We start from the raw sequence: 14,728 nt of genomic DNA on the forward strand, positions 1-14,728 counted from the left end.
TTTAACCTTTAAAGATTTTAAAGTGCAAAATAATATAACAAAAACTTAAAAAAATTATTTTTCTAGTATAAAAACTAGAAAAATAATATATTAAAATTTATTTTTATTGACTTCATTTACAGCATTACTCGCTATTAAATCAACCTCATTTGAGATTTCATTTGTTGTAGCGGCAATTTCTACATTAATATTTGTAAGTTCATCTATTGTGCTTATTGCTTCATTTATTTGAGTGATTGCTTGAGTTTGTTCATTTATGCTTGAGTTCATATTATTAATTGCTTGAATAAGAATATTTACATTTGCTTCAATTTCACTCAAGCTCATTTGTGTATTTTCAGCTAATTTTCTAACTTCATCAGCTACAACAGCAAAACCACGCCCGTGTTCTTTAGCTCTAGCTGCTTCAATAGCAGCATTTAATGCTAATAAATTAATCTGCTCTGCTATATTTTTTATAATAATAATAACATTTTTAATATCTTCTGTATTTTGAATAACTTCACGAGATTGCTGATTAAGTGAATGCATACTAGCGCTCATTTGTTCAATTGCAGCTGCGCTTTCTTGCAAATTATTAGCTTGTTTTATTGCTCCGTCGTTAATTTCTTTTACATTATTTTTTAAGATATTTGATTTATTTTTTAATTCTTGTGCTATTAAAAGATTATCTTTTAGTATTTGTTTAATTTGCTCTCCTAGCATATTGCTAGCTAGCTCTACAGCACCTTTTGCATTTGCTATTTTGCTTGTGAAATTTTTGTTTGAATACTCTTTGAATATTTTTTCTATTGTGTTTATGTCTTTACCTATTTTATTTTCAAGAGTTTGTAGCATAGAATTTAGCACATCTTTTAGTTTTTTTAATTGTGGATTTGCAGGATTTAAGTTAATTCTTACACTTAAATCTCCCATTTCAATTTTTTTAGCATTTTGTAAGGCTTCTTCTAGGGCTTTAAAATCTTGTTTTAAAGCATCTTGTGTAGTGTTTATATTATTATTAATTAGTGTTGCCATTTGAAAAAATTCGTCTTTTGTATTTATGTTTATTTTGCTTGGATTTGTAATTTTGTAATTTAAAAAGGCAAAGAAATCATCTAAAGCCTTATTTATAATTGCAAATGGTTTTAAAAAGTAATTAACAATGAAGGTTAAAAAACTAATAACAATTATTGTAAAAATTAAAAAATATAACAAAGTAGTATTTCTTGCACTGCTTAAAGTATTATTAATTACTTCATTTAAAATTGTTGAACAAATGTGATATTGAGCTAGTGTATTAAATACACAATGTGCATTATAATCTTTGTTATCTTTTGTAAAGGTAAAAAACAAATCATTATTACTTAATGTTATATTATCAAGCCAGCTTGTCTTAGTTAAGTCTTTTTCATCGTTACTTGCTATTACTTTTTTATTCTTGTCAATTATAATTGTGTTGATATGTTCGCTTGATTTAATATTTGTTATTGTATGAGCAAAATCTTTTATAAGTATATTTGCGCCAATTACAGCTTTTAACTTATCGTTAATTATAATTGGAGCATAGATTGTACTAGTTTGTTCTTTTGTGGAAATATCTAAATAAACAGATGATATTCCTGCCTTTTTGCTTAATAAAGCCTCTTTATACCAAGCCCTTGTTCTACCATCAAAATTTTGCAATAATTTAAATGTTTTATCTATTTCAGCTTTATAAGTGTTACCATTATTTAAACCAATAAATATGCCTTTAAAATCAAGAATTTCATTGTTACTTTTAATGATTTCTTGAATTTTTTCTATTGAAAAATCCTTTTCAATTTGAAATTTGTTTGCTATATTTTGTATTTGTTTTATGCGACTTTGTAAATATTCATTTATATACGCATTTTTTAATTTTAATTCTTGTTTTATAGATGAATTATAATCATTTAAAATAATTTTTTTTGTGTTGTTATTTTCAATAAAGGATAAAATAAGTAACAAAATTATTATTAATGAAGCCATTGATAGTGAGATTTTTTGTGCTAATTTCATAAAGTACTCCTTTTTGTTTTTAAATAATGATAAATATTATTATCATAATTGTAACAAAAAATAAAATTTAAGTTAATAAGAAAAAAAATCATAGCTTGAGTTTTAATGAGTATAAAAATATTCAAAATTATTCATTAAATTTATAAAAAGACTGATAAAGCATTAAATTAATTTAATAATTTTTTTAAATATAAAGTATTAAATAAAAATAAAAAGAAAATATTAATTAATAATTTAAAGAAAATTAAAATGCAGCTTATTAGGCTGCATTTATTATTGTTATTCTACTTCAGCATCTTGAGCATTGTCTTTTGCTTTAGCATTATCATCTTTTTTGTAAAGATTTTCTGCTAATTTGTGAGAAATTTCACTTAGTTTTTTCATTTTTTCATCTAGTTCTTCTTTACTTGCATTATCGTTATTTACTGATGAATTTAATTCATTAATTGCATTTTCAATATCACTTTTTGTATTAGCATCAACTTTATCACCTAATTCATTTAAACTTTTTTGAACTTGGTGGATTAATGCTTGTGCTTGATTTTTAGTATCTACAACTTCACGACGCTTTTGGTCTGCTGCTTTATTCGCTTCTGCTTCTTTTACCATTTTTTCAATTTCTTCATCGCTTAATCCGCTTGAGCCTGTAATTTTGATTTCTTGTTGTTTTCCACTAGCTTTATCAACTGCACTAACGGTTAAAATTCCGTTTGCATCAATATCAAAAGTTACTTCAATTTGTGGCACTCCACGAGGTGCTGCTGGAATTCCTTCAAGGTTGAAATTACCAAGAGATTTATTATCACGGCTAAATTCTCTTTCACCTTGTAAAACATTAATTGTAACAGCATTTTGATTGTCTTCTGCGGTAGAGAATGTTTGTTGTTTTTTAGTAGGAATTGTTGCTCCTTTTTCAATAATTTTTGTCATAACTCCACCTAAAGTTTCAATACCAAGGCTAAGCGGTGTTACATCAAGCAATAAAACATCTTTTACATCACCTTTGATGATACCAGCTTGAGTAGCAGCACCCATTGCCACAACTTCATCAGGATTTACACTCTTGTTTAATTCTTTACCAAATACCTTTTTTACCTCTTCTTGAACTAATGGAACACGAGTTGAACCACCAACCATTACTACTTCTTTAATTTCGCTTTTACTAATTCCTGCTTCTTTAATTACTTGGTCAATTTTTTTAATTGTTTCTTGAACTAGGCTATCAATCATAGTTTCAAATTGAGCTCTTGTAATGGTTTTCACCAAGTGTTTTGGACCTGTTGAATCTGCTGTAATGTATGGAATATTTATATCTGTTTGATTTGTACTTGATAGTTCTTTTTTAGCATTTTCAGCTGCTTCTTTTAGTCTTTGTAAAGCCATTTTATCTTGTTTTAAATCCACGCCTTGTTCTTTTTTAAAATCCTCAGCTAAAAAATCAATTAATTTATTATCAAAATCATCTCCACCTAAAAATGCGTTACCGCCAGTTGCTAAAACTTCCACAACTCCATCACCTGTTTCAAGTACGGTAACATCAAATGTACCACCACCTAGATCATAAACTGCGATTTTTTCAGCATTAGCTTTATCTAAACCATAAGCAAGAGCTGCTGCAGTAGGCTCGTTTATAATTCTTAAAACATTAAGTCCTGCTATAGTTCCTGCTTCTTTTGTTGCCTTTCTTTGAGCATCGTTAAAATATGCTGGAACTGTAATTACAGCATCGCTTACTTTTTCTCCTAAAAAGCTTTCAGCATCTTCTTTTAATTTCATAAGAACTTTTGCTGATATTTCTTGTGGTGTGTAAGTTTTTCCTGCAACTTCAATAGCACAAGCACCATTTCTATCTACTATTTTATAAGGTAGGTGTTTTGCTGCTTCTTTTGCATTGTCTTCATTCATCATTAAACCCATAATTCTTTTTATAGAATAAATTGTTTTTTCTGGGTTTGCTACTGCTTGACGTTTTGCACTATCTCCTACTAAAACTTCGCCTTTATCAGTAAATGCTACTATTGAAGGAGTTGTGTTTTTACCTTCTTTATTAGGTATAACTTTTTTTTCTCCTCTTTCAAAAATTGCTACACATGAGTTTGTTGTTCCTAAATCTATTCCTATTGCTTTTGACATTTTTTTCTCCTTAAAATTATTTTGATACGCTTACTTTACAAGCACGAATTGTTCTATCTTTTAACAAATAGCCTTTTGCAAATACAGCTGCAATTTGTTGTGATGGCATTCCTTCAACTTCACTAAACATCATCGCTTCGTGAATTTCAGGATTAAATTCATCACCAATATTTGGATTAATTTCAACTATTGAATGCTTTTTGAGCATATTTTTAAATAAGTCTAATGTTAAACTAATTCCTTCAAGTAATTTTTTACTAAATTCATCATCTGCTTCAAAATTGCTAGCATTTTCTAATGCATCAAGTACTGGTAATAATTCTTTTAAAAAGCCCTCTTGTGCAAATTCCACTGCTGAAAGTTTTTCTTTTTCTAATCTTTTTTTGATATTTTCAAAATCAGCATTAGCTCTTAAAAAACTATCTTTTAAAGCATCAAATTCCTTAGTTTTATTTTCAAGTTCAGCTTTTAAATTAATTATTTCATTTTCATAATTTAAAGCTTCTTCATTAACACATTCATCTTGAATGCATTCATCTTGAACACATTCGTTTGGTTTTAATTTTTCTTCGCTCACATTGCCTCCTTCAAAGAATTTAAAACTTCTTCATAATTGGTATAAATACTACCTGCTAATATTAATTTACATTTTTTATTTAGATAAAAACAATCTAAACTAACTCCCATATTTTCAGGTAAAAATAATTCTGAAAAAACTAAATCATTATTAAAATAATCTAGTAAATTAGAATTTAAAATTGAATTAAAAGAATTTAATTTTACAATATTTGCGAATTTTTTTTCTCCGCATAGATAATAAATACCATCATTTTGCATTTTATTTATTTGTTTTAATTCATAATTTAATGCTAATTTATTTAAAATTATTTTTATACTAGCTAAATTAAGATTTAAAAATTGTGAAAAGAAGTTAAATCTATCTTCACTATAGTCTAAAATAGCTTGCATAGCATTAAAATTTAATAAAATAAATTGCTCGTTGATATTTAATACCTCTTTTAATTCATAATCAAAATTATCAATTAACATTGCAAAAAGCTCATAATCTTTATTAATATTTAATAGTGTATAAGTGTTTTTTAAAGTTATTTCTTTTTGTTTAGAAAAATAGTTTTGCCAATATTGTTGCATAGCTTTTTGTGTAGGAATTCTACCGCCGCTTGCATGTAGTTTGCAAATATAACCTTCTAAATCAAGTCTTTTAAAATAAACTCTAATAGTACTTGCAGGTACATTTAAGTTATCTTGCAAAAGCATTGAACCTATTGGGTTTTGCTCTTCTAAGTATGTTTTAATAATTGACTTTAAAATATATTCACTTTTATTAATCATTATCACTCTTTGTATTAAATTGACAATGTAATTTTATCACTTGAGTTGTTAATTGTCAATTTACCATTTAGTCTATTTCACTAAAGCTATATTTTTATACGATAAATTGTATAATAAAATAATAAAAAAGTATAAAAAATACTAATTTATTAATATATAAAAGGTATAATTGTATTTTTTTAACAAAAAAACTAATTTTTTCTACGTTTAAACGAAAATTAATTTTTATTTTCGTATAATTAGAAAATGTTAGAGACGAATGATATTTTTAATTTATTACATAATGCAATTGAGAGTAAAGAAAATGGTAAAAAAATTTCCTTACAAAAAATGTCACAAAGGCTTGATGTGCCTATGAGAACATATCAAGATTGGCGTTTAGGAAATTCAAAACCACAAGCTGTTATGGCAGTTTTTACTATGTTATGTGAATTAGATGATGATGAATTATTATTTTTGATGTCAAAAATAAAAAAACAATTAAAGGATAAGAATTGATAAGTGATAAAGAGCGTTTAGAATTAGATTTAATCATTGCTAATATTAAATTAAGTAAAAAAGCTATGATAAAAAAATATTTAAAAAAAATATATTCTAAGATACTTATTAATATAAAACATAATAGTGATATTGTTGAAAAAAAAATAAGCTAGTGTGTTTTACACTAATGAAAATAGTTTAAAATCTATAAAGAATTTAATAAATGGTTATATTTTGTAACTATATGATAATTAGCTTAATCCACCGTTTATTATTAATATAACTTATCAAAGAACATAATTTCTTATTAAACTAATAATTAGATACTTAAAACAATTAATATTTTTTTAGATAAATAATTTAGCTAAGAGAATTTAAGAAAGTACAATTAAACAAATTAAGCAAACATAAAATTTAAGCCAATTCATATTTATCTAAAACAAATGATAAATCCAATAAATAAAATAATCTAACTAAACCTAAGCAATTTAACCAAAGCAAATCTAGTCAATTCACTAATCAACTCCCAAAAGTACCCCCCGCCAAAAAAACACCTCCAAAAATAAAACACCATAAAACACTATAAAAATATTTTTTATTTTTTATATATTTAAGTATTTTTTAAGCTTAAAAATGTATTATTTCATCTTTATGTTTTTTAACGATAAAGAAATTAAATAAAAAATCCAATTTTATTAATACTTTAAATGTTATAAAATAAGTTATTTTACATATCAATGTTAAGAGTCACAAGCAAGTAAAACAATTTCATATTCTTGTTAAAGACTTAATCACTTTTAATCTTTATTAATAAGTTTTAAAAGTTTATAACTTTTGCTGACACGATTTTATATATTCTTTTACTAGTATATAAAATAGCAAATGCTTTCCGTCTTGGATTAAGAAAACTTTAGCAAGGAAGTAATGCGTTTTAGAATAAAAAATAACAATAATGCATGCAAATATATTTCTTATGAAAAATATTTAAACATTATATAAAGGTAAGCTATAAAGAGCGAATGGTGGATGCCTTGGCAAATAGAGGCGATGAAAGACGTACTAGACTGCGATAAGCTACGAGGAGCCGTCAAGAGGCTTTGATTCGTAGATTTCTGAATGGGGCAACCCAATATATAGAGATATATATTACCACTAATGGAGCTAACGTAGGGAATTGAAACATCTTAGTACCTACAGGAAAAGAAATCAATAGAGATTACGCTAGTAGCGGCGAGCGAAAGCGTAAGAGGGCAAACCCAGTGCTTGCACTGGGGGTTGTAGGACTGCAATATGGACTTAAAAGAGATAGTAGAATTTGCTGGAAAGCAAAAGCGTAGAGGGTGATACTCCCGTATATGAAATCTTTTTTATACCTAGCAGTATCCTGAGTAGGGCGAGACACGTGAAATCTTGTCTGAAGCTGGGTAGACCACTATCCAACCCTAAATACTACTATTTGACCGATAGTGCACAAGTACCGTGAGGGAAAGGTGAAAAGAACTGAGGTGATCAGAGTGAAATAGAACCTGAAACCATTTGCTTACAATCATTCAGAGCACTATGTAGCAATACAGTGTGATGGACTGCCTTTTGCATAATGAGCCTGCGAGTTGTGGTGTCTGGCAAGGTTAAGCAAACGCGAAGCCGTAGCGAAAGCGAGTTTTAATAGAGCATTAAGTCAGATGCTGCAGACCCGAAACGAAGTGATCTATCCATGAGCAGGTTGAAGCTAGTGTAAGAGCTAGTGGAGGACCCAACCGACGGCCATTGAAACGGCTCCGGATGACTTGTGGATAGGGGTGAAAGGCCAATCAAACTTCGTGATAGCTGGTTCTCTCCGAAATATATTTAGGTATAGCGTTGTGTAGTAGCTATAAGGGGTAGAGCACTGAATGGGCTAGGGCATACACCAATGTACCAAACCCTATCAAACTCCGAATACTTATAGTGTAATCACAGCAGTCAGGCGGCGAGTGATAAAATCCGTCGTCAAGAGGGGAACAACCCAGACTACCAGCTAAGGTCCCTAAATCTTATTTGAGTGGAAAACGATGTGAAGTTACTTTAACAACCAGGAGGTTGGCTTAGAAGCAGCCATCCTTTAAAGAAAGCGTAATAGCTCACTGGTCTAGTGATTTTGCGCGGAAAATATAACGGGGCTAAAATAAGTACCGAAGCTGTAGACTTGCACTTAACTCTAATTATTTAATAAAAAGCTTTACTTTAAAGTCTTATTCTTTAAAATACTAAGAGCTAGAATAAATAAAAAGTACTTAGAGTTAAGTGCAAGTGGTAGGAGAGCGTTCTATATGCGTTGAAGATGTACCGGTAAGGAGCGTTGGAGCGTATAGAAGTGAGCATGCAGGCATGAGTAGCGATAATTAATGTGAGAATCATTAACGCCGTAAACCCAAGGTTTCCTACGCGATGCTCGTCATCGTAGGGTTAGTCGGGTCCTAAGCAAAGTCCGAAAGGGGTATGCGATGGAAAATTGGTTAATATTCCAATACCAACATTATTGTGCGATGGAAGGACGCTTAGGGCTAAGCAAGCTAGCTGATGGAAGTGCTAGTCTAAGGTCGTAGGTGCTTATACAGGAAAATCCGTATAAGAATACACCGAGAACTGATGGGATTTTTGAAGTCTTCGGATGGAAGAAAGATTTGCTGATGCCGTCGAGCCAAGAAAAGTTTCTAAGTTTAGATAATGTTGCCCGTACCGTAAACCGACACAGGTGGGTGGGATGAGTATTCTAAGGCGCGTGGAAGAACTCTCTTTAAGGAACTCTGCAAAATAGCACCGTATCTTCGGTATAAGGTGTGGTTAGCCTTGTATTAGGATTTACTCCGAAAGCAAGGAAACTTACAATAAAGAGTCCCTCCCGACTGTTTACCAAAAACACAGCACTCTGCTAACTCGTAAGAGGATGTATAGGGTGTGACGCCTGCCCGGTGCTCGAAGGTTAATTGATGGGGTTAGCATTAGCGAAGCTCTTGATCGAAGCCCGAGTAAACGGCGGCCGTAACTATAACGGTCCTAAGGTAGCGAAATTCCTTGTCGGTTAAATACCGACCTGCATGAATGGCGTAACGAGATGGGAGCTGTCTCAAAGAGGGATCCAGTGAAATTGTAGTGGAGGTGAAAATTCCTCCTACCCGCGGCAAGACGGAAAGACCCCGTGGACCTTTACTATAGCTTGACACTGCTACTTGGATAAGAATGTGCAGGATAGGTGGGAGGCTTTGAGTAATAGACGCCAGTTTATTATGAGCCACTGTTGAGATACCACTCTTTCTTATTTGGGTAGCTAACTAGTATGAGTTATCCTCATATAGGACAATGTCTGGTGGGTAGTTTGACTGGGGCGGTCGCCTCCCAAAAAATAACGGAGGCTTACAAAGGTTGGTTCAAAACGGTTGGAAATCGTTTGTAGAGTATAAAGGCATAAACCAGCTTAACTGCAAGATAAACACATCAAGCAGAGACGAAAGTCGGTCTTAGTGATCCGGTGGTTCTGTGTGGAAGGGCCATCGCTCAAAGGATAAAAGGTACCCCGGGGATAACAGGCTGATCTCCCCCAAGAGCTCACATCGACGGGGAGGTTTGGCACCTCGATGTCGGCTCATCGCATCCTGGGGCTGGAGCAGGTCCCAAGGGTATGGCTGTTCGCCATTTAAAGCGGTACGCGAGCTGGGTTCAGAACGTCGTGAGACAGTTCGGTCCCTATCTGCCGTGGGCGTAAGAAGATTGAAGAGATTTGACCCTAGTACGAGAGGACCGGGTTGAACAAACCACTGGTGTAGCTGTTGTTCTGCCAAGAGCATCGCAGCGTAGCTAAGTTTGGAAGTGATAAGAGCTGAAAGCATCTAAGCTCGAAGCCAACTCTAAGATGAATCTTCTCTTAAGGTCGCAGCAAGACTAGCTGCTTGATAGGTTGGGTGTGTAAGTGCTGAAAGGCATTTAGCTGACCAATACTAATAGACCGTCCGCTTATCTTTATAAGCATTACTTCCTTGCTAAGGTTTTAATTGACTTGTTTTTTAAACGATAGCGTCGTTGAACTCCTTTGGCAGACACAAAGTCTAGTCTTAGTCGTTCTTTTAGCTCTCCTTTAAAATAACTGCATCACTTTTAGCTTTAAAAAGTTTAGTAAGAAGTTGATTACTTGCTCTTACATTGTTATTTAAGTTTATTACTTGTGAATAGATTTAAATAACAATGTCTGTGATTATACAAATGTGGAAACGCCTTGTCCCATCCCGAACCAAGAAGCTAAGCACATTGTGGGTGATGATACTACGCCTTACTGGCATGGGGAAAGTAACTCGTTGCAGACTTGTTAATATTCTTTTTTTTATTTTTAGACTTTATTATTTATCTACTTTTTATAATCGTTTTTATTTGTTTTTATTGTTAATAGCTTTAATAATTTTATCTTTGTCTTATTGTTTTATTTTTATCTTTATTCCTTGTATAATTTTACTTGTTTTTATTGGATTAAATATCTTGGTTAATTTTATTGTGAAATTACAAAATTATTAAATTATCTTTAGTAATTTTATCTTTGTCTTATTGTTTTATTTTTATCTTTATCATTTTTATTATTTTTATTATTTTTATTATTTTTATTATTTTTATTATTTTTATTATTTTTATTATTTTTATTATTTTTATTATTTTTATTATTTTTATTATTTAAGCTCTTAATTTTTATACTTTATTTATGTTTATTAAAGTGTATAAGAATTTACTTTGTTTTTTATTATTAATAAGCTAAGCTATTAAAGTTTTTAAAGTTATTAAGTATATTAAAAGATATTAAGTACATTAAAAGTATTAAAAGATGAATTATTATGTATTAAAAAGTAGATATTAATAGGACAATATATAAATAGCTCTTTATCAAGTTTAGATTATTTAATGAAAACAAAGACTATTAAATACAAAAATTATAAATAGTCATATTAGCTTAACTTCTTTACTTAATTTAAGGATTAATATAAGGTTTTTTACTTAGCTTAATTATGTGTTTTTATATTTATATGCTAAATGTTTTTGTATGAGATTGTATGAGATTGTATGAGATTGTATGAGATTGTATGAGATTGTATGAGATTGTATGAGATTGTATGAGATTGCTTAAATAAAATTCATATTATTTTAGCTTTTTAATTAAAGGTTAAGATATATATTTTTTATAATCTCTTTTTTTTAAAGATTATAGCACTAAAACTAAATTTTACAAAAGGCTAAACTCTTTTAAAAATTAAAGGAGTATAGAGCGTGAATAATGATGAGTTAATAAAATTCTTAGATGAAAATCCAACCTATAAAGATGAAATCATTAAAAAAACACAATAGCAGTAAGTAAAATCTCATACTAATATAAAAAGCTAATTTATAAAGATAATATAATCAAAAAAGTAAAACTTACAAAATCAAGTACAAAATATAATAAATGATATATATGCAAGTAATAACGAGTATTTAAAGGAAATAATCTTATCGCAAAAGCAAATACCTAGACAAACACCTACATAAATGCTACAAACAAAAAAACAAACAACAAACAAAAACAAACACTACAAATAAAAAAACAAAAGCAAATAATAAATAAAAATAAAGGAGCAAAGTTTAAATAAAAATCCAAAAAACATAGCAAATAAACTTAATATAACAGATGTAATGCTTATTAATAATAAAATAAACAAGCTATTTTTTATCTTTTAGAATTTATATAAAAAAATACTTTTTTTATTACAATAAATTTATAAATTATAAATATAATATAATTTATTTTAAACAAAAGGAAGACAAGATGAAAAAAATATTAAGTATTTTTTGCTTAAGTTACATAACTTTATTTGCTGCAGAATGTAATGTAGAATTAACTAAAATAGATAATCAAATCACAAAGGCTAAATCAGCTAAAAAGATAAATCAAGAAAAGCTTACTTATTTAAATTCTTTAAAAGAAAGAATACAAAGTAATTGTAATAATGGCTTAATAGATAACACAAGTTTAAGACAAATAAAAGAAGAAGAAAAACATTCTTATGAAATGCAAAAGATAACTAAGGCTAAAGATAAACTAAAAGCACAAGAAGCTAAGCTAGAAGAAAAAGAAAGAAAAATAAAGCAAAAGCATCAAGATAATATAAATAAGATTAATGCTAAAAAAGATAAGAAAAAATAAAAGATTAATGCTAAAAAGATAAGAAAAAATAAAAGATTAGTACTAAAAAAGATAAGAAAAATAAATAGTTTTTAGTGTTTTTAATAAGTTTGATTATTAGTCTTTTACGTAAGGAGTAAAGCTATTGCTTATTGATATTTTTTAATAAGCTTGATTATTACATAAGTTAGGGTATTTCACTTTTAATAAAGGTAATAAGCTTGATTGTTGCTAAATTGTTGCTAACAGTTTTACTTGTTACTTTAAGGTTCTTTTAGGTGGTGGTTAGTAGTTTTTATATTAATTAACAAGGGCAGTAGTGTGGGGTTTAAATTGTAACTTCTAAGATTTACTCAAGCCTTTATAAGCTTTGAGTAAAATATTAACTAGCTCTACATAAACTTGCTCTTTATCATCAATGTAATAAGCTTTATATTTTATTGTAGTTTTACTTACTCCATCATTTATAATTACACCTTTTATTTACCTTCAGTTATTTTACTGCTTAATTCATTTGGCATTGTTAGATAAACAAAGTTCAAATTAGCGTTACAATATCTTACTCTATCATCTTCGTTTTTTAGTATTACAAAGCTAGAAAACCCATCTTAACCTTAGTGCTTATTTATTATTTAATAAATCAATTATAGCTTTATTAATACGCAACTTTTATCAATATTGCCAATAATAGTCTTTAAGTTCTTACACTTTAATCATCGTATCTTCTACTTAATCTTAAAATATTTTAATAACACCATATTGATATTGCTTGCATTTTTCTTATAAGCTCTTTTAGTACTATTTCATCATTGCATTTTTATGTATTATCAAAAAATTAAAAGTACCTAAATATGTGCTTAAAACTAAACTATTAATTTTTTCATTTCTACTCCCATTGTTTTTATATATTTTTACAATTGCTTGAGAGATGTTTTTATTATTTAGATTATTATCTAAGATAAATAATTTTAAAAACTCAATTTTAAAATATTATGAGAAAATAACAATCATTGTAAAAGCTATCTTTAAGAAAATGATTTATTTTTGATAATTCACCCTTATTTGTCTGTGCTTTGCCAATTACTACTTTAAAATATTTATCTTTATAACTTTGTTTAAAATGATAGCTTTTGCTATTAATAAAAGAACTTTTTAATTTGCATTTACCACATTTTAAGCTTAATTTATGCTGAATTTAAGCTAAAACAAAGTGAATTTTGCTAATTATTATAATTTAATATTTACATTTGCTACTTTTTTGCTTTTTGTATTTATAAAAGTATTAATAAATAATGCCTTTTAATATTAAAATAATCTTAAAACAAGCAAATGATTAAAAAATTAAAATTCTTAATAGCAAAATAGATATTTAAAGCTTATATTTTTTAATTTCCTTAGCATTTGCTAATATTTGTTTTTATTAAATCTTAAAATATTATTTTACAGATTAATTAAAAATAATTATAATATCTTTTTTATGAGTTATTTTACTTAACATTGTTAAAAATAATGGGTTTAAGAAGATTGCCCCGCTTTAGGGGATTGAAACTAAATAACTTTCTAATAATTGCAATTCACTAATTAGTTTAAGAAGATTGCCCCGCTTTAGGGGATTGAAACTATGGTGTATCGTTTACAACGATACATACTCCATAAGGTTTAAGAAGATTGCCCCGCTTTAGGGGATTGAAACCTCTTGTTTAAGACAACAAAAGCAAATGAACAAATGTTTAAGAAGATTGCCCCGCTTTAGGGGATTGAAACTCATAACCTAAACTATTAAAATAAAAATCAGAGGTTTAAGAAGATTGCCCCGCTTTAGGGGATTGAAACAAAAAATATTTGGAATTCATTTTTTACATTTACGTTTAAGAAGATTGCCCCGCTTTAGGGGATTGAAACACATTGTTCGCTTCGTCGTTCTCCAGCCTTGAAAAGTTTAAGAAGATTGCCCCGCTTTAGGGGATTGAAACTGAAATCTTTTTTAAGACCGATATAGTGACTTGTGTTTAAGAAGATTGCCCCGCTTTAGGGGATTGAAACTTATCTAACACTTTGCTGAAAAGTTCTTGTAAGTTTAAGAAGATTGCCCCGCTTTAGGGGATTGAAACAACATTATTTCTTTTTTTATGAAATCTTTTTTTGTTTAAGAAGATTGCCCCGCTTTAGGGGATTGAAACATTTATATTTAAATCAGCTTTGAAAATATAAGTTTAAGAAGATTGCCCCGCTTTAGGGGATTGAAACGGCATTCGCCACCACAGAAATATATTTGTTTCCGTTTAAGAAGATTGCCCCGCTTTAGGGGATTGAAACTTTGATAAACCTATACCTTTTATCACTTTGTCTACTTGTCTAAGAATATTACCCCGCTTTAGGGGATTGAAACATTCGCCAAATTATTTTCAAAACTTTCATCAGCTTTTGTGCAAGAAAATTACTATTTATTAGATTAGTAAAAAGAAGTAGCAAAAATGATTAAGCTATCTAAATACGAAAACGCAAGTAAAAATGAGATTGCAAAAGTAATTGATAAATATTTTGCTAAACTTAAAGAATAAAAAAATC

The 14,728-nt window shown here is 28.9% G+C and carries 7 protein-coding genes, 2 rRNA genes, 1 pseudogene and 1 CRISPR repeat array; of the genes and pseudogenes, 5 read left to right on the forward strand and 5 right to left on the reverse strand.

Annotated features, from left to right (window positions below):
• Positions 1–90 precede the first annotated feature (90 nt).
• The 5 genes and pseudogenes from CCANL266_RS09790 to CCANL266_RS02470 form a co-directional block, all read right to left on the reverse strand.
• The gene (locus CCANL266_RS09790) at positions 91–1,017 is read right to left on the reverse strand and encodes a methyl-accepting chemotaxis protein (RefSeq protein ID WP_396021605.1); all 927 of its coding nucleotides are present in this window, start codon (positions 1,015–1,017) and stop codon (positions 91–93) included.
• Between the two features lie 366 nt (positions 1,018–1,383).
• A pseudogene (locus tag CCANL266_RS09795) lies at positions 1,384–2,019 on the reverse strand (cache domain-containing protein); the annotation flags it as partial.
• A gap of 279 nt (positions 2,020–2,298) precedes the next feature.
• Entirely contained in the window at positions 2,299–4,152 is a 1,854-nt protein-coding gene (gene dnaK, locus CCANL266_RS02460; RefSeq protein WP_172230867.1) for a molecular chaperone DnaK, read from the reverse strand.
• A gap of 16 nt (positions 4,153–4,168) precedes the next feature.
• On the reverse strand, positions 4,169–4,729 hold the full coding sequence (locus CCANL266_RS02465; protein ID WP_224315908.1) for a nucleotide exchange factor GrpE: 561 nt from the start codon (positions 4,727–4,729) through the stop codon (positions 4,169–4,171).
• The gene (locus CCANL266_RS02470; RefSeq protein ID WP_172230870.1) at positions 4,726–5,505 is read right to left on the reverse strand and encodes a hypothetical protein; all 780 of its coding nucleotides are present in this window, start codon (positions 5,503–5,505) and stop codon (positions 4,726–4,728) included. Before CCANL266_RS02470 ends, CCANL266_RS02465 begins: the two co-directional genes overlap by 4 nt.
• A gap of 246 nt (positions 5,506–5,751) precedes the next feature.
• Between CCANL266_RS02470 and CCANL266_RS02475 the strand changes: the two genes are divergently transcribed.
• The 5 genes from CCANL266_RS02475 (at position 5,752) to CCANL266_RS02495 (ending at position 12,181) form a co-directional block, all read left to right on the forward strand.
• Positions 5,752–6,003, forward strand: coding sequence for an XRE family transcriptional regulator (locus tag CCANL266_RS02475; protein WP_172230873.1), 252 nt, complete (start codon positions 5,752–5,754; stop codon positions 6,001–6,003).
• A complete protein-coding gene (locus CCANL266_RS02480; protein WP_172230876.1) occupies positions 6,000–6,158 on the forward strand; it encodes a hypothetical protein in 159 nt (52 codons plus the stop codon). Before CCANL266_RS02475 ends, CCANL266_RS02480 begins: the two co-directional genes overlap by 4 nt.
• An 826-nt stretch (positions 6,159–6,984) precedes the next feature.
• A 23S ribosomal RNA gene (locus CCANL266_RS02485) occupies positions 6,985–9,983 on the forward strand.
• Between the two features lie 222 nt (positions 9,984–10,205).
• Positions 10,206–10,322, forward strand: a 5S ribosomal RNA gene (gene rrf, locus CCANL266_RS02490).
• A 1,481-nt stretch (positions 10,323–11,803) separates the two neighbouring features.
• On the forward strand, positions 11,804–12,181 hold the full coding sequence (locus tag CCANL266_RS02495; protein ID WP_172230878.1) for a hypothetical protein: 378 nt from the start codon (positions 11,804–11,806) through the stop codon (positions 12,179–12,181).
• A 1,492-nt stretch (positions 12,182–13,673) separates the two neighbouring features.
• Positions 13,674–14,549: a CRISPR direct-repeat array (repeat unit 36 nt; unit sequence GTTTAAGAAGATTGCCCCGCTTTAGGGGATTGAAAC).
• Positions 14,550–14,728: the final 179 nt, after the last annotated feature.

Origin of the sequence: Campylobacter canadensis (assembly GCF_013177655.1) — a bacterium.
In the GTDB taxonomy this organism is placed as follows: domain Bacteria; phylum Campylobacterota; class Campylobacteria; order Campylobacterales; family Campylobacteraceae; genus Campylobacter_E; species Campylobacter_E canadensis.